Raw genomic sequence first — 21,403 nt, 5'->3', positions numbered from 1 at the left:
TCCGATCACAGGATGATGCTGAGCTTTCCGTGCTCGTACAACGTCTCGTGGTCGAGCACCACGACCCGTTTCCTGATCCGGAACGACTCGCTCTCGACCACGAGCTCGAACCGGTATTTTCCGACGTAGACGTCAGAGCGTCCGTGCCCGAACCGGTACACGACGACGTTCGCCGCCACGTCGAGGTGCGTGCCCCGATCGGTCAGGATCTCCACGTTGCCGATCATCCGATTCGTCCGCGACCGGGGGTTCTCGCACCACACCTCGCCGTTGAGGAGCTGTTCGATCCGCTGGCGCAGCCGGGCGGCGTCGTCGTCGATGAGCCCGAGCGCGTCGGCCGTCTCGCCGCGGACGTCGGTGGCAGGCACCGAGTAGCGGATGTCGTCGGTCAGCATCTCGTCGCACCACTCGCGCAGGCGCCACTCGTCGAGCAGCCGCGCCTCACGGAAAAGGAACTGGCTCACCCGGTGCCACAACCGCACCTGGGCCGCTTCGTCGACCGTCAGCTCGATGGTCATCGTGGTTGCGCCCCTTGCATCTCGGCCCGGTGGGCGATTTCGAGGTGACCGTCGTCGCCGTGCATCAACCGGTCCCACTGCCGCCAGAACTCGCGGGCCGGAAGCTCGTCGGTCGTCTCCGGGACCTCCTTGTTCATACCGCGGGACAGATCCGAGTAGCGGACCGTGCGGTTGAGATAACCCCGCTGGCACGACTCGACGATCTCGATGTCGTCGGGGGTGGCGAAGCCCGCGGGGCCGAGGAACGTCAGGTAGTGACTCTTGCGGAGTTCCCGGATGTCCGGATCCTCGTCCTTGGGGGTGAGGGCGACCGAGGTGATGGCCATCTGGCCGGCGCCGACCGGGTCGATCTTGCGGATCGTGATCGCGATCGCGTCGATGATCATCAGGTTGGGGAAGATCAGCACCGCGCGATTGGTGCCGGTGATGCGTTCGGCGCGTTCGGCGCCGAACCGGTCGACGAACCGCGCGGCCGTCGCCTCGATCCGCGGCCGGACCTCGGGGCCGAACATCGGCGTCCAGTAGGCGAGCGGGCGGGCCGCCGCCGGTGGCAGCTCGTTGGCTCCGTGCCCCAGTCCGAGGGCGCGGCCGAAGCCGCCTCGTCGCCGTGGCGGCACCGACCCCAGCGACTCCATGTAGCCGACGTAGCGCTTGTGCAGGGCACGGAAGTGGTAGATGTCGACGCTGTTCTCCATCATGAGCTTCCAGTTGGCCCGGGCCCCGTGGAGTTGCGCCCCCTGGATCACCTCCATCCCGACCTCGGACTGGTCGTCGATCAGGTCGAGGTACTCCGTCGCGCCCGCCAGGTACTCGGTCAGGGTGCGCGGCTGCTCCGCATCGAAGGTGACGAACACGAAACCTCGGTAGCCGTCACTGCGGTGCTGTGCCAGGCCGAAGTCCGCCTTGCGGAAGCCCGGCCCGTACCCGTCGGGGATCGGGACCCCGACCAGGTCGCCCTGGTTGGAGAACGTCCAGTCGTGGTACGGGCACCGGAACGATCTGGCCTGCCCGGCGGGCTGCGAGCAGATCAGGGCACCGCGGTGGGTGCAGCTGTTCGCGAAGACCCGGATCACCCCGTCGGACCCGCGCGCCATGACCACCGGGCGCCCGCCGACGTCGCGTGACACGTAGGAGCCCGGTCCCGGCACCTCCGATTCGTGCCCGACGTACAACCAGCAGCGATCGAAGATCCTGGTCATCTCCTGTGCGGCCAGGTCGTCGTCGGTGTAGGCGCGGCGATCCACCCGGAACGAGAGGCGCTCAAGATCGTCGAGCACGATCGGGTCGCCCACCGGCCGCCGCGGTTCGATCGTCACTGCTCCCTCTTTCGCTGTAGCGTCTCGACCGCGCCGATGACCAGCTCGGCCGTGCGCACGGCGGAATCGCCGCACTCCGGCTGCGCGGCGCGCAGCCGGGCCCGGTGGTCCCGGGCGGGATCGAGCAGGTCGGTGACGGCGTCGGCGACCGCCTGCTCGGTGACGCCGGCCGGCTCCAGCGCCGTCCCGAAGCCCGCCCTGTCCACGAAGTACGCCTGGATGGGCTGGTCCACGGCCAGCGGGATCACCAGCATCGGTGTCGCCGCCCGGATCGACTCCGCCACGGAGTTGTAGCCGCCGTGGGTGATGAACACGTCGGCGCGTTCGAGCACCTCACGTTGCGGTAGATAGGGGGCGGTGAGCACTTCGTCGGGCAGTGCGAGCTCCTCGGCGAGATCTCCCACCGCGGCGATCACCTGCGCACCGGTCGCCGCCGCCCCGGTGATCACCGTACGCAGCAGGTCCGGCCGCCGGTAGAAGATCGTGCCGAAGGAGACGTACACCAGCGGGCGGTCGGGGTCGATCCGATCCAGGCCGGAGAAGGCGACCTCGTCGCCGCGGGTCCCCGCCGCACCCGGCAACCCGACCAGCTGCACACCGTCGTCGGTGACCGCGTCGTCCCCGACGAGGGCGGGAATCGTCGGCATCAGGTTGAGAATCGGCGAACGCGCCGAATGGGTCCGGGTCGACCACAACACCCCGTGCCCGGTCAGATAGGCGCCGACCTGCTCGTCGTACGGCCAGCGACCTCGTCGATGCTCGCGCGGGCATACTCCGCCCAGGTTGGCCCAGATCATCCCGTACGGCACGCCGGATGCCTCCGCGCCGACCATGGCCGACGCCGTGACCGGCAGCGAATCGACGAGTACGAAGTCCGGCGCCGTCTCGCGGAGCGCCTTGGCCGTCTGCTCCGCCACCGGCGACGACCGGAGCATCGGGCCGATCTTCGCCGGGTCGCCGCTCCACGGCGCCATCTCGACCTTCCCGATCGCGTGGACCGGCGTCTCACCCAGGGCCTGGCGACGCTGTTCGTCGAGCGTGCCACCGTCGGCGGACAACAGCAGCAGCGCGACCTCACTGCCGGCGGTTCGGAGCGCATTGAGCACCGGAATATACGGGTTCAGGTGACCATGCTGAGTCGTGGTGAGGAGGGCAACGCGCATCAAATCTCCGATTCATGGAAAGAAGACGACCAGGCCGACTCGGAATCCGGCTCCGGGTGCACCACAGCAGCTACGACCGCGACACCCTCCTGCCTTCGGAAACGAGTCGAGACGGCGACGGGCGAACGGCGGAACTCCGCCTCCGGACAGGCGAAAACGCCCGGCAGGCGAAAGGGGCCGTCGACGTCTGGGCACTGCTATGAAGCTCTACGCATTCCCCACCATCGCCGAGGGGACACATCATGTCAACGACGTCTAAATCGTGCTTTTGGCATGAATTTTATGAATTGATATGGATTGTACGTTTTTCGAGGTAACTTCTGATCAAGGAGGGCATTCCTGATGAGTAATGTGATTCAGGCACTCCTGAAAACAAGCCTGGAGCACACCGCGGTGGCGCGCGGGAAGCCCGGAACATCGGGTCGCGAGGCTGAGGTCGACGTGAGTTTTCGCGGCACAGACGTTTTTCGCGGCACAGGCTAGGAGACGTGCCCGAAGTGCGGCTCCGCCCTGTGACGGAAGGGACTCTCACCGTGTTCCGGGTGGAGGCTTCCGTAGACGTCACCTCGGCCGCGCTCACCTCCCGGAGGCGGTCCCGGTCCTGCGGGCCCCATAATGATCGACGGCATTTGCCGATCAATAGGGGGTTTTGTGAAGAAGCTCATGGTCGCCACGTCTCTCGTCCTGGCCGGTGTCGGCACGGTGGCCGCGCCCGCGCCCGTGCTGGCCCGGTCGACGACCTCGGGGGCCGCGTCGTCGCTCGTCACGGCGACGGGCGGTGAGGCGTCCGCCGTGAAGTGTCAGACCCGCAGCATCAAGTCGCTGGCGAACAGCAGGTACGTGTCCGCGGAGTTCGGCTGGTCGGGCGACAAGTACGGGATGCTGCGCGCCCGCGCCACGAAGGTCGGCCCCTGGGAGAGGTTCTCGATCTGCTACAACGGCCGCAACTACACGATCAAATCCCTGGCGAACGGCAAGTACGTGTCCGCGGAGTTCGGCTGGTCGGGAGGCGACCGCGGGATGCTGCGCGCCCGCGCGTCCTCGGCCGGCACCTGGGAGAGGTTCCACATCGCCTCCTGCGGGACGGGCTGTGTGTCGATCAGGAACCTCGCCGTCCCCTCCCCGAGCTACGTGTCGGCGGAACTCGGCAACAAGGGCGACAAGTACGGGATGCTGCGCGCCCGCGGCTCGAAGGTCGGCCCCTGGGAGAAGTTCAGGGTGCAGTAGACCGCATTTCGGGCATCGATTTCGGGCATCGCCGTGGGCCGCCGATCCGGGTCCGGCGGGCGGTTCGCGGCGGATGCCATAGGAACGGGGCCGGTTCGCGGCGAATGTCACGGGAACGGGACCGGGGACCGGTTCGTTGGCAGGTAAACCAGGCGACCGGCCGCGATGACGGGGTGTGACGACAGGCGGGCGGAGTCTCGGCCGGATGGCCGGATGACGGTCGTCGCCCGGACAGGGGCGGTCCTTCGCCGCTTCACGGCGGCGAAGTGATCTCGCGGGGGTTCCGTTCCAGAAGGGGTGCTTGATGCGTACCACCACGGATGCCGACGTGCGGCGGGTGTTCGACCGGATGGCGGATCGGTACGACGACCAGATGCGGGTCTGGGAGCGGCGCCTGTTTCCGGGGAGCAGACAGTGGGCCGTCGAGCAGGCGCGCGGCCGTACGGTGGAGATCGCGGTCGGCACCGGGCTCAACCTGCCGCTGTACGGCGCCGACGTCACGGTGGTCGGCATCGAGCTGTCCGAGCGCATGCTGGAGCTGGCGCGGCGGCGGGTGGCGCGGGAAGGGCTCGGCGAGCGGGTGGAGTTGCGGCAGGGCGACGTGCAGCGCCTGGAGCTGCCCGACGGCCACGCGGACACCGTGCTGTCCACGTTCACGATGTGCACCATCCCGGACCCGGCGGCCGCGGCGCGCGAGGCATACCGCGTGCTCAAGCCGGGCGGCAGGTTCGTGCTGGCCGAGCACGGGCCGTCGAGCAACCCGATCGTCCGCGCCGGGATGCGGGTGGTGGAACCGCTGTTCGTGCGGTTCGCGGCCGACCACCTCACCCGCGACCCCCGGCCGTTCCTGGAGCAGGCGGGGTTCCGGATCGAGTCGGTGTCCCGGATGACACGCGGCGTCGACTTCCGGGTGCTCGCCGTCCGGCCGTGACCCGCCGCCTTCCACCCGCGTGATTCCGGTGCCGGTGAGGCGCTGCACCCTCATGAGCGGGGTACGAGAGGGAACGGGCATCGACGAGGAGGCACCCGTGGAGTACGTCCTGAAGGAGATCGCCGACCAGCCCGCGTGCTGGCGGCAGGCGCTGGATCTCGGCGCGGCGAGTCCGGCGGGGCTGCCGGAGACGGGTGAGCGCGTCGCCGTGATCGGCTGCGGCACCTCGCTGTACATGGCGCAGGCGTACGCGGTGCTGCGCGAGCGTTCCGGGCAGGGGGAGACCGACGCGTTCCCCGCCTCCGAGCTGCCGGCGCGCCGCTACGACCGGCTGGTCGCGATCACCAGGTCCGGGACCACGACCGAGGTGCTGCGCGTTCTCGACGCGGCGGGCGACGTCCCGACGGCCGCCGTCACCGCCGACCCGGCGACCCCGGTCACCGGCCTGGCCAAGACGGTGATCGCGCTGGAGTTCGCCGACGAGCGTTCCGTGGTGCAGACCCGGTTCGCCACCAGCGCTCTCGCCCTGCTCCGCGCGCACCTCGGGGAGGCCCCCGCCGACCTCGCGGCCCAGGCCGAGACCGCGCTCACCACACCGCTCCCCGAGGGGGCGATCTCGCGGCGGCAGTTCACCTTCCTCGGCAGCGGCTGGACCAACGGTCTCGCCCAGGAAGCGGCGCTGAAGCTCAGGGAGGCCGCTCTCGCCTGGTCGGAGGCCTACCCCGCGATGGAGTACCGGCACGGGCCGATCAGCGTCGCCGACGAGAACAGCCTGGTGTGGTTCTTCGGCGGTCAGGAGAGACTGCTCGACGACGTCGCCCGCACCGGAGCCCTGACCACGGCCACCACCCTCGACCCGCTGGCCGACCTGATCCGGGCCCAGCGGCTCGCGGTGGAGCTGGCCCGGTCGCGCGGCCTCGACCCGGACAACCCGCGCAACCTGACCCGCTCGGTGATCCTCGGGTAGTCGCCCTCAGCGGCGCCGGGCGGCGTTCAGCAGCCAGCGGCGGACCACGGCCAGCGCCAGCGGCAGCGGCACGGTGCCCGCGCCCAGACCCACGTCGACCAGCAGGTCGAACACCTCCTTGCGGCGGGCGGCGGTGTCGATCGCGGCGTCGATGAAGCCGGGTGACTGGGAGGCGAGGGCGAGCACGTCGGTGGTACGCAGGTGCCGGCCGAGAGCCTTTCTCAGGCCGCGCCGGTAGGCGGGCAGCGGGTCGTCCGCCGCCTGGACGGCGGCCTCCCCGGCGAGCCGGCCGGAAAGCAGCGCGTAGAAGATGCCCTCGCCGGTGAGCGGGTTGATGAGACCCGCGGCGTCACCGGCGAGCAGCACCCGCCCCGAACCCGGCCCGGGACGGCCGGGGGAGAGGGGAAGATGGTGGGCGCGCAGGTCGCGGGCGTTCACGTGGGGCAGCAGCTCGGCGAGCCGTCCGTGCAGCACCTCCTTGCCCGGCAGGCCGGTGGCGTGCAACCGGGGCAGGAGCATGCCGTAGCCGACGTTGGCGGTCCCGTCGCCGATCGGGAACGACCACGCGTACGCGGGCCACCCGTCCTGCTGCATGAAGATCGACTGGACGTCGTCGTCGGCGGGCACATCGGCGTAGCCGCGCACGGCGATCGCGGTGTGCTTCTCGGGGGAGGGGGGAACGCCGATGAGGCGCCGTACGGTCGAGTTGGCCCCGTCCGCGGCGACCACGGCGCGGGCGGTGACGGTGCCGTCGAGAACCACGTGATCGCCGAGAGCGGCGAGCGCGCGGACCTGGTGGCGGCGGACCTCGACACCGCGGGCGCGGGCGGCGTCGACGAGGCGGGCGTCGAAGACCTTGCGAGGCACGACGTGGTTGGACCTGGCGGAAGTGGCCGAGACGCGGGCGCCACCGGGGGAGACCACCGCCAGGCGCCGTGTCGGCCGGTAGTCGGCGATGAGGTCGGGAACGCCCAGCAGGGCGAGCTCGTCGCGTCCGTGGGCGGCGATGCCGTCACCGCAGGCCTTGTCGCGGGGGAAGTCGGCCCTGTCGAGCAGCAGGACCCGCGCCTCGGGCCTGAGCTGTCTCGCGCGCAGGGCCGCGGCCGCCCCCGCGGGCCCGCCGCCGACGACCACCAGATCCCAGACGTCATCCACCCCGGGGAGCCTTCCCCGTACACCCGGGGGGAACCTCCACGCGGTGGATCTTCCTGGCGGTACGTGCGGGACCGGGCGAGGTCAGCTCGGGTCGGGTTCGTACAGTTCCCTGAGCGGCGACAGCTCGCCGACGGGTACGGACAGACGCACGGCCTCACCGCCGAGTGAGGCGATCTGGGACCAGGCGGCGAACCGGCTGTTCCGGTGCAGCCTGCGGATCACTTCTCTGACCAGCCAGGGGGCACGGCCGCCGGGCCCGCGCTCGTAGCCGAACAGCCGGCCGGTGTGGCGGGGTACCACGATCAGTCCGTTGAACCGGAAGGCGTTCCGCACCTCCTCGATCAGTGGACCGTCCTGGTCGAACCGCACGTCGGCGACCTGGCCCACCCGCCCTCCGCCGGAGTCGACGACCGGGCGGCCGATGAGGTCGCTCACCCTGGGCGGACGGACGCCTCCTTCGCCGCCGCTTCGGCCGATGTCGTCCCCGTCGTCGCGTCCGCCATCGCCATCGCCATCGTCCCCGTCGCCGCTGCCGGGGATCTTGGCGATGATGTTCTTCCTAACCCACCGTTCCAGGGCGGGCGCCGCCTGTCGGCCCGCGACGGTGACGGCGCTGCCGATCTCGGTCACCAGGACCATCGGGACGCGCTGGGGCTCGGGGTGCCTCTCGGGTCTCAGCAGGCCGGTCACGGCGACCATCAGGCGTCCGGGAACTCCTCCGATGCGCGGGCCCAGGGCGAGCGGTCCGTACAGGATCGCGGTCAGATAAGGGCGGCCCTCGGCGTCGTGGCCGAGCTCCAGGTCGTCGACCTTGCACAGTAGGTGGCCGTCGCCCGCCAGTACGACCTGACGGTCCAGCAGGTGCAGCTGGACGTGGATTCGCCTGGCCTCGGTCATCGGCCCGTCCCTCTCGTAGCCGTCGCCCCGGTCATTGTCCCGCCTTCGTCGCGATCATCAGGGGGATCGCGGCCACCGCGACCACGAGGAGCAGCACCATGTACGCCGTCCCCAGGGCGTTGGAGAGGCGGCCGTTGACCCGGTCCCCCATGTAGTCGGGATCGTTGGAGATCATCAGGACGGGCAGGTAGGTGAGCGGGAGCGCGGCGGCGGCGAAGACCAGCGAATACTCCGTCACCTTGATCGGGTCGATGGTCGTCAGGATCAACGCGGTGGCGACGATCACCACGGCCAGGACGACCGCGTGGAACCGGGCCGCGTCCCGGGGACGGACGAACTTGCCCCACTGCCAGCCGAAGTACTGGCTGATGGTGTAACCCGACGACAGCGCGGTCTCCAGAGTCGCCCCGAACGTGGCCGCGAACACCCCGAGGATCACCGCGGCGAGCCCCACCTGTCCCAGGCCGAGGCCCACCGGGAGCAGCATCTGCCCGAGCGTGTCCACCTGGGCCTGCACCGGGAAGAAGACGGTCGCCGCGCAGGCGGCGATGGCGATCGACAGGAACCCGCCGAGCGGGAAGCCGACGAAGACGTTGGCCCGCTCGGTCACCAGGTCCCGGCGCGTCCAGCGCTCCTCCACCCCGCCCGAGGAGAAGAAGAACACCTCGTAGGGCGTCATCGCGCCACCGAGCAGAGCGATCGCGTAGTACCAGTAGGTGGGCACGCCCTCGTCGGGCGGCGGTTGGGTGAGCTGGGCACCCAGCTCACCCCAGTCGGGTCCGAGCTGCCACAACGCCACCGCGAACACCACCAGTGCGAGTCCGGCCAGCCCGAAGACCCGCTCCATCGTCTCGAACTTCACCCGCCACATCACCAGCCACGCGACGAGCGCGACACCCGGTACCCACAGCAGGTAGTTGATTCCCGTCGCCAGCTCCAGTGCCAGGGCGGCGCCGCCGATCTCGGCGGCGAGGGTGAGGACGTTGATGAAGAACGACGCCCCCAGATTGGCCAGACCCGCCCGGGGGCCCAGCCGCTCCCTGACCAGGTCGAAGACGGGCCGTCCCGAGACCGCGGCGATCCGCCCGGACATCTCGGCGAACAGGCAGATGCCCACCACCCCGACGACCACCACCCAGGCCAGAGACATCCCGAACCTGGCCCCGACCAGGGCGTTGGCCACCAGGTCGCCGATGTCGACGAAACCACCGAAGGCGGTGAGGATGCCCAGCGTCACGGCGAACAGCTTCTTCACCGGTGCGCCTCCCCGAACCTCCGCAGCTCCGCGGCCAGCTTCTCCAGCTCGCGTACGGCCCGCGCGGGGTCCTCGACGCCGTCCCGCCTGACCTGGACGAGCAGGTCGCTCACCTGCTCCTCGGCCCGCCCGGTCAGGTCCAGCACCTCTGCCTGGACCCGGTCGGCGGCCTCGGTCGGCGGCTGCACCCCGCCGAACTGCGTGCCGAGACCCCCGGTCTCCTCGGCGGCCTCGGTCAGCACCGTCTTCAGGTACGGGGTGGTCAGCCTGGCCTCGTTCGCGACGGCGAGGCGGACGATCTCCAGACTGGAGGCCGCCGCCTCGGCGGTCGCCGCGGCTTTCAGGGAGTAGTCGTGGTCGTCCCAGGCCGGGCTGACACAGCCCGCCAGCAGCGCCGCGAGTATCCCGAGAGTCCCGAGAGCGCCGGGCCGCCTCATCGGCCCGGCCGCAGCAGGAAGTAGGCCAGCACGCCCAGCAGGCCGAGCAGCTGTGCCCACGCCATGAGTAGCACGAGCCCCTCATCGATCACCTGAGGCCTGTGCCCCCGAACACCCGCCCTATTCCTGTCTCCCTCTCCCCACCCCGCGGGGGCGGGCCAGAGGGGGAGCCGGTGACCGCAGGCCGCTCGGGCCAGGGGCCCGGAAGCCGACGGCGAGGGGGCTCAGAGCCAGGCCGGGGATCGGGGATGGCTACCGATGGCTAGAGGTTGCTCAGGGCGGGAAGGAGCTCCTTCTCCGACCAGTCGAAGAACGCGTCTTGGTGCTCGTGACCGATCTGGACGAGGGCGACGTGGGTGAAACCGGCGTCGGTGTAGGCGCGTACCGCCTCCACCACGGCGTCCACGTCGGGGCCGCACGGCACCTTGGCCGCGACGTCCTCCGGGCGCACGGTCCCGGTGGCGGCGGCGAAGTTGACGGGCCCCGGAAGCTCGGCCATCACCTTCCACCCGGCCACCGACCAGCGCCACAGCCGGTGCGCCCGCTCCCTGGCGGCCTCCACGTCGGGGTCGTAGCAGACGGCGAGCTGGCCGTAGACGGGCTTGCCCGTGCCGCCCTCCCCGGCGAACAGGCGTACCAGGTCCGAGTCGGGATCGGTCGCGACGAGCGCGTCGCCATGCTCGGCGGCGATCTTCCCCGACTGGCCGCCGGAGGCGGCGATCGCGAGCGGGACGGGCCGGTCCGGCAGGTCGTACAGCTTGGCCGAGTCGACGTCGAAGAACTCGCCGCGGTAGGTGACGTACCCGCCCTCGAACAGCTCCCTGATGATCTGCACGGCCTCGCGGAACATCCCGTGCCGGGTGTCGGCGGACGGCCAGCCCTGACCTGTCACGTGCTCGTTGAGGTTCTCGCCCGCGCCCAGCCCGAGCGTGAAGCGGCCCTCGCTCAGCACGCCCATCGTCGCCGCCTTCTGCGCCACCACCGCGGGGTGGTAACGCATGATCGGGCAGGTCACGTACGTCATCAGGGGCAGGTGCCGGGTGGCCTGCGCCGCCGCGCCGAGCACCGACCAGGCGTACGGGGAGTGGCCCATCTCCTCCAGCCACGGGAAGTAGTGGTCGGAGATGACCGCGTAGTCGAAACCGACCCGCTCGGCCGTCGCGACGTCCTGGACCAGCTGCCTGGCGGGCGTCTGCTCACACATCATCGTGTAACCGATCTTTGCCATACCCCGCCCCTACCCGGCTTTCCGCGAGCATCGCCGGAAGAGCCGAAAATATCGCCGTCCTTTACGAATCGCCCATCTACCAGTGGCCTGCCTCCACATCGCCCGCCTTCGAGTCGTCTGTCGGTGGATCGCCCGGCTACGAGTGGCCTGGCTACGAGTGGCCTGGCTACGAGTGACCCGGCTACGAGTGACCCGGTTACGGGTCGCCCGCCTTCGCGGAGGCGCCCGCCTTTCGTGGGGTGTCCGCCTTCGACGCCTCCCCGTCCGGGGCGTGCGGGGCGTGCGGAGCCTGGGGGGTGGTGTGCTTGAGCGGGACCGCCGTGCCGCGGACCACGTCCAGCTGGACGGTCTGGCGGGGCGTCAGCAGGTCCAGCAGCCAGCTTCCCGCGATGCGCGCCCGGTTGCTCGGGATGGACAGCAGGTGGTAACCCCGGGTGACCACCTTGGCCGCCATGCCCGAAAGCGGCACGCCCAGCGGGTTCGCGGCGGCGCCGGTCCCTCCCAGGTCGACGACGAACCCCAGGTCGCTGTGCTTGTACGGCCGGAGCCGCCCGTGGCCGTAGGAGGCGGCGATGTTGCGGGCGGCCCGTCTGCCCTGGCGGCTGGCGTGCTGGGCGGTCATCGCCGTGTACTCGCCGGGCCGGGTGAGGTCGGGGACCGCGGCCGCGTCGCCGCAGGCGAAGATCTCCGGGTGGCCGGGCACCCTCAGGTACTCGTCGACGCGCAGACGCCCCTTCACGGTCGGCAGACCCAGGGATTCCACCATCGGGTCGGGGCGCACGCCGACGCACCAGATCAGGGATTTGGTCGGTACGAACTCCCCGTCGGAGAGCTTCACCCCCTCGGCCGTCGCCTCGGCCACGCTCGTCTCGGTGAGAATCTCCATGCCCCGCTCGGACAGCGTCCGGTACGCGCTCCGCGACAGGCGTTCGTCCAGCTCGGGGAGGATGCGTGGGGCGATGTCGGCGAGGATCCAGCGCATCGGCTGGTCGCGCAGCCTCGGCCGGTGCCTGCGGAGGGCGTTCGTGAGCAGCTGGCCCTGCGCCGCGACCTCGGTCCCGGTGTACCCGGCGCCCACGACCACGAAGGTGCACCTGGCCGCGCGCTCCTCGGGGTCGTCGGACGCGTCGGCGAGCTCGACCTGGCGGATCAGGTGGTCGCGCAGGTAGAGGGCCTCGACGATGCTGCGGAAGCCGTGGGCGTACTCGGCGACCCCGGGTACGGGGAGGAGTTTGTTGACGCTGCCGACCGCGACCACCAGGCGGTCGTAGCCCAGTTCGCGGTGGTTGCCCTCGGCGTCGGTGCACTTCACGCGGCGCGCCTCGATGTCGACGCTGTCCGCCGTGGCGAGCAGATACCGCACGCCGGGATAGTCGCCCGCCAGCGGGACCGCCACCTTGCGGGCGTCGAGGATGCCCGCCGCGACCTCCGGCAGCAGGGGCAGGTAGAGGAAGTAGTCGGTCGGATTGATCAGGACGATCTCGACCGCGCCCTTCGCGATCCGGGAGAGGGTACGGACCGCGGTGAAACCCGCGAACCCTCCTCCGATCACGACGACTCGTTGTCGTTCACCCATGACGTCGCTCCTTTCGGCACTCCGTTTCCAGCGGCGTGCCCCCTCTGCCCCCGGGTCAAGCGTGATGGGCCGTCCCATATTGCCCACGCGGCTCGTACGGACATCGCGGTGAGCGGGTGGGACGCGGGGACGCGGAATGCCAGGGGAGCGGATAAGGAGTATTAATCGCCAGGTCATCGCGCGGGCAAGATGGCGGGGCGGGCGAGTGGGAGCCGCTTTCCCTGGGGATGGCCGGGAGAAGGCGGTGGAATCCAGATGCCGCGCCGATTCGAGGATGATCCGGTTTGTTGAGGGATCGGCTGATGTGAAACGGCCGGTTCGAGAGGGCGGGTCTGCTTCGGGGATGGGCCGGCCCGAGGATCGACCCGCCTTCGAGGGCCGATGTGGAACGGCGGGTTCGAGGGCGAGCCGGTTCGAAGGGGGTGGGTCGTGACGACCTCCGAACAGTCACGCGAGGAGCCGCTGACCTCACCGTTGGCGCCACGCGCGAAGGAGCCGGGCTCGATCGTCGTGCGCTGGCTCACCAGCACCGATCACAAGGTCATCGGCTACATGTACCTGATGACGTCGTTCGTCTTCTTCCTGTTCGCCGGGCTGATGGCCATGGTCATCAGGGGGGAGCTCGCCCAGCCGGGACTGCAGGTGCTGACCACGGCGCAGTACAACCAGCTGTTCACCATGCACGGCACCCTCATGCTGCTGCTGTTCGCCACACCGCTGTTCGCCGGGTTCGCGAACGTGGTCATGCCGCTGCAGATCGGGGCGCCCGACGTGGCCTTCCCCCGGCTCAACATGGTGAGCTTCTGGCTCTTCCTGTTCGGCGGGCTCATCGCGAGCTTCGGTTTCCTCACCGGCGGGGGCGCCCCCGACTTCGGCTGGACGGGGTACACGCCGCTCTCCCACGCGACCTACTCCCCGCAGCTCGGCGGAGACCTGTGGATCGTGGGCCTGACGATGTCCGGGCTCGGCACGATCCTCGGCTCGGTGAACTTCATCACCACGATCATCTGCATGCGGGCCCCGGGGATGACGATGTTCCGCATGCCGATCTTCACCTGGAACACGCTGCTCACCGGTGTCATGGTGCTGATGGCCTTCCCGGTGCTGGCCGCCGCGCTGCTCGCCCTGCTGGCCGATCGCAAGTTCGGTGCCCACATCTACGACCCGCAGACCGGGGGGCCGATCCTGTGGCAGCACCTGTTCTGGTTCTTCGGCCATCCGGAGGTCTACATCATCGCGCTGCCGTTCTTCGGCATCATCACCGAGGTGATCCCCGTCTTCAGCCGCAAGCCGCTCTTCGGCTACATCGGCCTGATCGGTGCGACGATCGCCATCGCGGGGTTGTCGATGACGGTGTGGGCGCACCACATGTTCGCCACGGGCCGGGTGCTGCTGCCGTTCTTCTCGTTCATGTCGTTCCTGATCGCGGTCCCGACCGGGGTGAAGTTCTTCAACTGGATCGGGACCATGTGGCGGGGGCACATCTCATTCGACACGCCCATACTGTTCGCCGTGGGATTTTTGGTGACGTTCCTGTTCGGCGGGCTGACCGGGGTCATCATGGCCTCCCCGCCGCTGGACTTCCACGTGCACGACTCGTACTTCGTGGTCGCGCACTTCCACTACGTGGTCTTCGGCACCGTGGTGTTCGCGATGTTCTCCGGCTTCTACTTCTGGTGGCCGAAGATGACCGGCAGGATGCTGAACGAGAAGCTGGGCAAGCTGCACTTCTGGACGCTGTTCATCGGCTTCCACGTCACCTTCTTCGTCCAGCACCTGCTGGGCGCGGAGGGCATGCCGCGCCGCTACGCCGACTACAGCGCGCTCGACGGGTTCACCACCCTCAATTTGATCTCCTCCATCGGCGCCCTGCTGCTCGGCCTCTCCACGCTGCCGTTCATGTACAACCTCTGGTACACCGCGCGCCACGCTCCGCGCGTCACGGTGGACGACCCGTGGGGCTTCGGCAACTCGCTGGAGTGGGCCACCTCCTGCCCCCCGCCCCGGCACAACTTCACCTCGATCCCGGCCATCCGTTCTGAACGGCCCGCCTTCGACCTGCACCATCCGAGGGTGGCGATGCAGCCGCGCCAGCTCGACCCGGCGGCGAGGCTCAAAGAGGAGATCTGACCGGCGGCACGGTGGTGACGCGACGGGCCGCCAGGGCGTCCGGGCCCGGCGAGGCGGTCCGCTCCCTTCCCCGTGCCCCTCTCAGGGGCCACTCGTGACGCGGCCGAGGGCGATCTCGGTGGTCTCCTCGGGGTACGGCGACAGGCGTACGGCGTCGGCGGGGGAGAGCAGACCTGCCGCCACCCGCCCGCACAACTCGGCGAGGGCGGCGATCTCCGCGTGCTGTGCGAGGACGAACGCGCGGTCGACCGGGTCGCCGTGCCCGGGAACGACCGTGCCACCGGAGCCGGAGCCGGAGCCGGAGCCGGAGCCGGAGCCGGAGGTAGAGCCGGAGGTAGAGGTAGGGGTGGTCGTGTCACCGGAGTTGGGGAAGAACTCGGTCGTTCCATCGGGACCGGGACCGTCGTCGGGCCGGTCGAGCAGGCCGAGGAGCCCGGTGAGTGTGGCGGGCCATTCGAGGGGATAGGCGTCCTCGTAGGCGGGCGGCGCGCCGTTCTCCACCAGGTCCCCGGCGAAGATCACCCCGGCGTCCGGCACGTGGACGACGAGATCGTTGCCGGAGTGGCCGCGGCCGAGGTGGGCGAGGACGACCGGGCGGTCCCCGACGACGAGCCGCGTCCGGTCGGTCACCAAATGGTCCGGCGGCACGATCTCGGTCCTCGCGATGTCGTCGGCGATGTCCGGCCGCCCCAGATCCCGGTAGTACCGTTCCCACTCGTCCCTCGCCCGGCCGCCGTTCTCGACCAGGTCGGCGCGGCAGCCCTCGTGCGCCCAGACCGGGCAGCCGAGGAAGGACCGGGTGCCGAAGCTGTGGTCGAAGTGCGAATGGGTGATCGCCACCGTCCACGGGTCGCGGGTGATCCGTCTCACCTCCGCGAGCAGCTCCGCCCCCTGCCGCTCGTCTCCCCGCGTGTCGACCACCAGGCAGCCGCCGTCGCCCATGACCAGCCCCACGGACAGGTCCAGCTCGGCGTACCGCCGCACGAGCACCCGGTCCGCCACCTCGACCCATCGACCTTCCACGAGTCGCATTCTCCCCCCAACCGGGACCTCGGCGCAGGCCCCCAGCCTGGGACCTCAACCCGTGACCTCAGCCCGTGACCTCAGCGCAGCGCCTCGGTTCAGGGCCTCACCCCAGGACCCGGCCGACCATCCGCGCGTACATCCGCCCCGGGCTCGGCACCGACGACGGGTGCAGGAAGCCGGGAAGCATCGGCAGGTCCACCGCGAAGGGCTGCAGCCTCTCGTAGAGGACGTCGGCTCCCGAGGGGCGGTCGTCGGGGTCCTTCTCCAGCAGGTCGGCGAGGAGGCGGTTCAGCTCGTCAGGGATGCCGGGCACCCGTGGCGGGCGTTCCTTCACCTGGCGCTCGAACACCGCGTACTCGGTGGGGCCGGTGAACAGCTGGCGGCCCGTCAGCATCTCGTGGATCACGCACCCGAGGGCGTAGAGATCGCTGCGGGGGCCGGACAGGCCGCGCTGGATCTGCTCGGGGGCCATGTACGACGGGGTGCCGAGGATCTGGCCCACCCGGGTGAACTGGGTGGAGTCGGACTCGCGCAGCACGGCCAGGCCGAAGTCGAGGACCTTCACGCTCCCGTCGGGGCAGAGCATCAGATTGGTCGGCTTCAGGTCGCGATGGCAGACGGACAACGCGTGGGCGGCCGTCAGCACCGCGCACGCCTGGGCGGCGATCGCCGCGGCCCACGGCACGGGGAGCGGGCCGTGCTCGCTGACCAGGTCGGCCACGGTGACGCCCTCGATGAACTGCATCACCTGGAAGAGCCGCTGGTCGAAGGTACCGAAGTCGTACAGGACCGGAGCGCCGGGGTGCTCCAGCCTGGCCAGGATGCGGGCCTCGCGCAGGAAACGCCGCTTCAGCTCCTCGTCGGGGCCGGTGAGGAACTTCAGGAACTTGACGGCCACCCTGCGGTCGAGATGCTTGTCGTGACCGCCGTAGACGGCCCCCATGCCTCCCTGGCCGAGAGGGAGGTCGTCGAGCACGTACCGGTCGCCGATGACCATCGACCCTCCCCTGGACCTGCGGGCATCAAGCCCCTTGGTCGCACGGCCGGAGATGGCCGTCGACCAGTCCGTCAAAGCCTAGCCGGATCAGCGTTTCCCCCAGCGTCCGTGTTTCACGTAGTTTGTCCTCCAGCTCGAACAGCTCGCGAAAGGCGGTGCCGTACATCCGCTGGTCGGACAGCGGCAGCACCGGCACCCGCGCCCGCCGCACGTCGAGGCGGCTGGAGCTGGGATGGATCCTGGCCGCGTCGGCGGAGCGCAGGAACCCGGCGAGGAACCCGGGGTCGAGCCGCTGCGGATCGACCCGGTAGAGCGTGAGCTGCGGGCCGAGCGCCGCGCCACCGTGGGTGATCACCCTGACCGCGCCCAGCACGGTGGTCACCACGTCACCCGGCCGGATCATGACCAGGGCCGGGTCGAGGGTGGTCCGGCCGGAGGGCGGCGTGCCCGCCGCGGTGTCCTCGGCGGTCAGCACCGGCAGGGGACCCTCGTCGGCGGACATCCTCGCCGGTGCCTGCAGGATCGTGATCAGTCCCGCCTTGGCCAGCTCGCCGACCGTGGTGGTCGGCAGGTCCTGCCGTTCGGTGAGCGGCTGGAGGGCGGGGGTGGCGTCCGAGAGCAGGGCCGAGGTCTCCTTGAAGCCGGCCAGGGCGTCGGTGAAGTCGCGCAGGAGGTCGGGGCCGCCGTGCTGCGGGCGGTGCCTGGACGGGGCGAGGTCGACCTCGTCGTCGAGCAGGTCGATGATCCGTACCGTCCTGCTCTCGCCGGACAGCTCGGCCTCGGGGTCCTTCTGGTACGCGCGCCAGGCGGGCTCCACGATCGACAGGTCGTCACCGGCGTCCACCAGCAGCAGCCGGGACGGCGGACGCCCGCCGTCGGGCCTGCGGAGGATCCACAGGTCGGGACCGCCGGGTGCGAGCGTCACCACGGCACGCAGCGCGCCCGCCCGGAGCAGGTTGCCGCGGATCCGCTTGCCGGGACGGCGGCTGGCGGCGGCGGTGGGCATCAGGATCGCCACCAGGCCACCCGGTCTCACCCGGGCCAGGCAGTGCTGCACCCACGCCAGCTCCGACTCCCCGCGCGGCGGCAGCCCGTACTCCCAGCGCGGGTCACCGGCGAGGTCCTCGTGTCCCCAGACCCGCTCGTTGAACGGCGGGTCACAGACCACGGCGTCGGCGAGCTCACCGGCGAGGCGATCCTCGCGCAGCGAGTCGCCGGCGACGATCCGCGCCTCCGCGCCGCGCAGCAGCACCCGTACGGCGGTGAGCAGCGCGTTCGACTCGTTGATCTCCTGCCCCATCAGGACGGTCTTCCGTTCCGACCGGGCACGCCCCCTGCGGCCCGTCCGTGAGCCCGTGCGTGAGCCTGTGCGCGGCCCGGCGAGGGAGTCCGCGCCCAGCAGCAGTGTCCCGACGCCGCACGCGGGGTCGAGGACGACGCCGCCCTCCCCGGCCGCGAGCCCGACCATGAGCGCGGCCACGTCGTCCCTGGTGACCGGGAGCTGGCGGGAGTGGGCCTCGGCGTAGCGCTGGAACAGGAACTCGAAGACCTCCAGCGGGTCGCGCTCGGCGGCGAGCTCGGCCACCAGCCGGACGAGGGCGAGGTCGTCCAGAAGAAGATCGGCGGAGCCGGGAAGATCCGTCGTCACCTCGGCCACGCGGGTGAGAGACTTCGTACCATGATCACGCCAGAGGGTGGGTTCGCGGCGCAGGAAGAGCAGGAACGCGCCGACTCCGCCCACGAGTTCGCCCAGCCTGAGGTCGTCGACCGAGGTGCGCATCCGCTGCCAGACCAGGTCGCCGAGCGAGACCTCGAACGACTTGCCGTTCGCGCGCAACCACACGGCGATCTCGGGCAGGGAGAACAGCGGGCTGGAGGTGGTGCCGCCCACCGGCTGGGGAAAGTCCTCGTGGCGGCGGCGCCAGTTGCTCACCGCAGCCCTGCCGACCCCGGCGAGCCGGGCGATGTCGCCCGCGTTCACGGTGATCTCCTGACTCTCCTCCATGGTGGGTCACAGTAGTTGACCGTGCCGCAACGGTCTACAACGACTTTGCTTGTGAAGTGCTTCAACCAATGATTTACTGCCCTCATGGCACTGAACCAACCACTTGCACTGCGCTACGCGGCCCGCTCCGACGTGGGTGTCCGTCGTGAGGCGAACGAGGACTCGGGCTACGCGAGTGCACGCCTGCTCGCCATAGCCGACGGCATGGGTGGTCACGCGGGTGGAGAGGTCGCCAGTTCACTTGCCGTCACAGCCATGGCGAAGCTGGACGACACCCTGCCCGCCGACGGTGTCGACCTGCTCGCCGCGCTCAAGGGCGCGGCGAGGGACGTGAACCACACGCTGCACGACATGAGCGAGCAGGACCCCACGCTCCGCGGCATGGGCACCACGTTGACCGCGATGCTCTGGAACGGTGCCACCTTCGCCCTGGCCCACGTGGGAGACTCCCGGGCCTACATGCTGCGCGACGGCGCCCTGTACCAGATCACCCACGACCACACCCTGGTCCAGTCGCTGGTGGACGAGGGGCGGATCACCCCGGAGCAGGCCGCCGAGCACCCGCGCCGGTCGATGGTGCTGCGGGTCCTCGAAGGCACCGGCGACGGGGAGCTGGACCTTTCGCTGCGCGAGGCCTACCCGCAGGACCGCTACCTGCTCTGCTCCGACGGCCTGACCGCCGTGGTCGGCCCCGAGACCCTGTTCAACACGCTGACCGAGATCTCCGACCCCGACGAGGCCGTCCGCCGGCTCATCGACCTGGCCAACCGGGGCGGCGGCCCCGACAACATCACCTGCATCGTGGCCGACTTCGGGGCGCCCACCGGCGCGGCCCAGCCGGGCCCGGCCATCGTGGGCGCCGCGGTCGAGCGGAAACTTCCCCTCTGACCCGCTATCCCGCGGACGGCCGAGGGCGACCTCCCGCAGGAGGGCCCCCGGCCCCCGACTCGCGGGCCCTGGCCTCCGACGCTCACCGAGGGCACCGGCTCCCGGCGTTCGGCAGGTCACGCGGCTTGGTGGCGCCGGGCTCCCGGAATCACCAGGTTTTGCCGGTGATGCGTTCGTACGCTTCGATGTAGCGCTGCCGGGTGACCTCCACGACCTCGGCGGGCACCTTTGTGGCGCCGGGCTCCTGGGCTCACCAGGTTTTGCCGGTGATGCGTTCGTACGCTTCGATGTAGCGCTGCCGGGTGACCTCCACGACCTCGGCGGGCACCTCGGGAGCGGGCTCCTTCTTGTCCCAGCCCGTGCCGGTCGCCCAGTCGCGCACGTACTGCTTGTCGAAGGAGAACTGCGCGTGGCCGGGCTCCCACCGGTCGGCGGGCCAGAAGCGGGAGGAGTCGGAGGTGAGCACCTCGTCGCCGAGCACGAGGGTGCCCTCGGAGTCCCAGCCCAGCTCGATCTTGGTGTCCGCGATGATGACGCCCCGCTCCGCGGCGAGCTCGGAGCCTCGCCGGTAGATCTCCAGCGTGATCCGCCGGAACTCCTCGGCGACCTCCGCGCCCTCCAGGGCGACGACGTCCTCGAAGGAGATGGGCTCGTCGTGCTGCCCGAGCGGCGCCTTGGTGGACGGGGTGAAGATCGGCTCGGGCAGTTTGGAGCCGTCGAGGAGTCCGGGCGGGAGCGGTACGCCGGAGACCGATCCGTGCTCCCGGTACTCCTTCAGCCCGCCTCCGGTCAGGTAGCCGCGCGCGACGCACTCGACCTTCGCCATCGCCAGCTTCCTGCACCGCACCGCGCGCCCCTCGAACTCGGCGGGCACGTCGGTCGCCGAGATCACGTGGTTGGGCACGATGTCGGCGAGTTGCTCGAACCACCACAGTGACAGCCGCGTGAGGATCTTCCCCTTGTCGGGGATCGGGGTGGGCAGGATCACGTCGTACACCGACACCCGGTCGGACGCCACCAGGATGATGTCCCCGCGGTCCTCGTAGACGTCGCGGACCTTCCCTGAATGAAGAAGCTTCACTGCGTTCCTTGCTCTCGCTCGACCCGGCGGCCGCCTCGCGGGCCACCGGTCGCTGACCGACACCTGCCCACCGTATTCGAGATCCGGCGGCGACCCGGCAACCGGGCACCCCCTCACCTGCTCGGGGGAGAGTTTCGCGACCCCCTTGGCCGGCGGCCCTCGCTACTCGCAGGGCCGTGCTCCCCTCGGTGCCAAGCTCACGTGGGACGCCGCGGTCGACTCCGCAGCAGGTCGGCCAGGACCACGGCCTCGCTGATGTCGGCCTGCCTGGTCGCGGTCAGGAGCGTCACCGTTCGCCGCCTCGCCAGCTCCCGCAGGTGCTCCAGCGCGGCGGCCCGCTCGGGGTCCTTCAGTTCGGCCCGGTAGCGGCGGCGGAACTCCTCGAATCGAGCCGGATCGTGGCCGTACCACTTGCGCAACTCGGTCGAGGGCGCCACCGCCTTGCACCACTCCTGAAGATGCGCCTTCTCCTTGGAGAGCCCGCGCGGCCAGACCCGGTCGACCAGCACCCTGGCACCGTCCTCGGCCTCCGGCTCCTCGTAGATCCGGCGCACCCGTACTTCTGGTTCTTCAGCCATGACGTGGTCATTCCCAGGTGACGGCGAT

General features: G+C 70.3%; 19 protein-coding genes. 5 read left to right on the top strand and 14 right to left on the bottom strand.

Features of this window, described 5'->3' with window-relative positions; genetic code table 11:
• Window positions 1-5: 5 nt before the first annotated feature.
• The 3 genes from ACFY3D_RS28905 to ACFY3D_RS28895 are packed head-to-tail and all read right to left on the bottom strand — an operon-like array spanning window position 6 to window position 2,940.
• The gene (locus ACFY3D_RS28905) at window positions 6-518 is read right to left on the bottom strand and encodes an aromatic-ring-hydroxylating dioxygenase subunit beta (protein WP_389984944.1); all 513 of its coding nucleotides are present in this window, start codon (window positions 516-518) and stop codon (window positions 6-8) included.
• Window positions 515-1,834: an aromatic ring-hydroxylating dioxygenase subunit alpha gene (locus ACFY3D_RS28900; protein ID WP_389984942.1), complete on the bottom strand. Its 1,320-nt coding sequence runs from the start codon at window positions 1,832-1,834 to the stop codon at window positions 515-517. Before ACFY3D_RS28900 ends, ACFY3D_RS28905 begins: the two co-directional genes overlap by 4 nt.
• The gene (locus tag ACFY3D_RS28895) at window positions 1,831-2,940 is read right to left on the bottom strand and encodes a glycosyltransferase (RefSeq protein ID WP_389984939.1); all 1,110 of its coding nucleotides are present in this window, start codon (window positions 2,938-2,940) and stop codon (window positions 1,831-1,833) included. The genes ACFY3D_RS28900 and ACFY3D_RS28895 overlap by 4 nt, the downstream gene beginning before the upstream one ends.
• A gap of 708 nt (window positions 2,941-3,648) precedes the next feature.
• On the opposite strand from ACFY3D_RS28895, the gene ACFY3D_RS28890 reads away from it, so the two are divergent.
• The 3 genes from ACFY3D_RS28890 (at window position 3,649) to ACFY3D_RS28880 (ending at window position 6,122) form a co-directional block, all read left to right on the top strand.
• On the top strand, window positions 3,649-4,224 hold the full coding sequence (locus ACFY3D_RS28890; protein WP_389984936.1) for a hypothetical protein: 576 nt from the start codon (window positions 3,649-3,651) through the stop codon (window positions 4,222-4,224).
• A 304-nt stretch (window positions 4,225-4,528) separates the two neighbouring features.
• The gene (locus tag ACFY3D_RS28885; protein WP_389984933.1) at window positions 4,529-5,155 is read left to right on the top strand and encodes a class I SAM-dependent methyltransferase; all 627 of its coding nucleotides are present in this window, start codon (window positions 4,529-4,531) and stop codon (window positions 5,153-5,155) included.
• A gap of 52 nt (window positions 5,156-5,207) precedes the next feature.
• The gene (locus tag ACFY3D_RS28880) at window positions 5,208-6,122 is read left to right on the top strand and encodes an SIS domain-containing protein (RefSeq protein ID WP_389984931.1); all 915 of its coding nucleotides are present in this window, start codon (window positions 5,208-5,210) and stop codon (window positions 6,120-6,122) included.
• Between the two features lie 6 nt (window positions 6,123-6,128).
• Here ACFY3D_RS28880 and ACFY3D_RS28875 read toward each other — a convergent pair whose 3' ends face one another.
• The 6 genes from ACFY3D_RS28875 to ACFY3D_RS28850 form a co-directional block, all read right to left on the bottom strand.
• Window positions 6,129-7,277: an NAD(P)/FAD-dependent oxidoreductase gene (locus ACFY3D_RS28875; protein ID WP_389984928.1), complete on the bottom strand. Its 1,149-nt coding sequence runs from the start codon at window positions 7,275-7,277 to the stop codon at window positions 6,129-6,131.
• Window positions 7,278-7,358: 81 nt separating this feature from the next.
• On the bottom strand, window positions 7,359-8,174 hold the full coding sequence (locus ACFY3D_RS28870) for a PRC-barrel domain-containing protein (protein WP_389984925.1): 816 nt from the start codon (window positions 8,172-8,174) through the stop codon (window positions 7,359-7,361).
• 31 nt (window positions 8,175-8,205) lie between these two features.
• Window positions 8,206-9,429, bottom strand: coding sequence for an NRAMP family divalent metal transporter (locus tag ACFY3D_RS28865; protein WP_389984922.1), 1,224 nt, complete (start codon window positions 9,427-9,429; stop codon window positions 8,206-8,208).
• Window positions 9,426-9,866, bottom strand: a complete 441-nt coding sequence (locus ACFY3D_RS28860; RefSeq protein ID WP_389984919.1) for a hypothetical protein — start codon at window positions 9,864-9,866, stop codon at window positions 9,426-9,428. The genes ACFY3D_RS28865 and ACFY3D_RS28860 overlap by 4 nt, the downstream gene beginning before the upstream one ends.
• A 262-nt stretch (window positions 9,867-10,128) precedes the next feature.
• On the bottom strand, window positions 10,129-11,094 hold the full coding sequence (locus tag ACFY3D_RS28855; RefSeq protein ID WP_389984916.1) for a TIGR03557 family F420-dependent LLM class oxidoreductase: 966 nt from the start codon (window positions 11,092-11,094) through the stop codon (window positions 10,129-10,131).
• Window positions 11,095-11,290: 196 nt separating this feature from the next.
• Window positions 11,291-12,670, bottom strand: a complete 1,380-nt coding sequence (locus ACFY3D_RS28850; RefSeq protein ID WP_389984913.1) for an NAD(P)/FAD-dependent oxidoreductase — start codon at window positions 12,668-12,670, stop codon at window positions 11,291-11,293.
• A 462-nt stretch (window positions 12,671-13,132) separates the two neighbouring features.
• Between ACFY3D_RS28850 and ctaD the strand changes: the two genes are divergently transcribed.
• Entirely contained in the window at window positions 13,133-14,800 is a 1,668-nt protein-coding gene (gene ctaD, locus ACFY3D_RS28845) for a cytochrome c oxidase subunit I (RefSeq protein ID WP_389985322.1), read from the top strand.
• Window positions 14,801-14,881: 81 nt separating this feature from the next.
• Here the strand turns inward: ctaD and ACFY3D_RS28840 are convergent, their stop codons facing one another.
• The 3 genes from ACFY3D_RS28840 to ACFY3D_RS28830 all read right to left on the bottom strand — a co-directional run bounded on the left by ACFY3D_RS28840 (window position 14,882) and on the right by ACFY3D_RS28830 (window position 18,828).
• Window positions 14,882-15,832, bottom strand: a complete 951-nt coding sequence (locus tag ACFY3D_RS28840; protein ID WP_389984910.1) for an MBL fold metallo-hydrolase — start codon at window positions 15,830-15,832, stop codon at window positions 14,882-14,884.
• A 97-nt stretch (window positions 15,833-15,929) separates the two neighbouring features.
• A complete protein-coding gene (locus ACFY3D_RS28835) occupies window positions 15,930-16,823 on the bottom strand; it encodes a serine/threonine-protein kinase (protein ID WP_389984907.1) in 894 nt (297 codons plus the stop codon).
• 25 nt (window positions 16,824-16,848) lie between these two features.
• Entirely contained in the window at window positions 16,849-18,828 is a 1,980-nt protein-coding gene (locus tag ACFY3D_RS28830; RefSeq protein WP_389984904.1) for an N-6 DNA methylase, read from the bottom strand.
• A gap of 84 nt (window positions 18,829-18,912) precedes the next feature.
• On the opposite strand from ACFY3D_RS28830, the gene ACFY3D_RS28825 reads away from it, so the two are divergent.
• Window positions 18,913-19,716 (top strand): PP2C family serine/threonine-protein phosphatase, encoded by an 804-nt coding sequence (locus ACFY3D_RS28825; protein ID WP_350948503.1) that lies wholly within the window; start codon window positions 18,913-18,915, stop codon window positions 19,714-19,716.
• A gap of 250 nt (window positions 19,717-19,966) precedes the next feature.
• Here ACFY3D_RS28825 and ACFY3D_RS28820 read toward each other — a convergent pair whose 3' ends face one another.
• Complete coding sequence (locus ACFY3D_RS28820; protein ID WP_389984901.1) at window positions 19,967-20,797, bottom strand: phosphoribosylaminoimidazolesuccinocarboxamide synthase; 831 nt, start codon at window positions 20,795-20,797, stop codon at window positions 19,967-19,969.
• 197 nt (window positions 20,798-20,994) lie between these two features.
• The gene (locus ACFY3D_RS28815; RefSeq protein ID WP_389984898.1) at window positions 20,995-21,375 is read right to left on the bottom strand and encodes a DUF488 domain-containing protein; all 381 of its coding nucleotides are present in this window, start codon (window positions 21,373-21,375) and stop codon (window positions 20,995-20,997) included.
• Between the last annotated feature and the right edge of the window lie 28 nt (window positions 21,376-21,403).

It is taken from the genome of Streptosporangium sp. NPDC000509, from assembly GCF_042898365.1.
Taxonomy (GTDB): Bacteria; Actinomycetota; Actinomycetes; order Streptosporangiales; family Streptosporangiaceae; genus Streptosporangium.
This window is presented reverse-complemented; position numbering and strand designations above follow the sequence as displayed.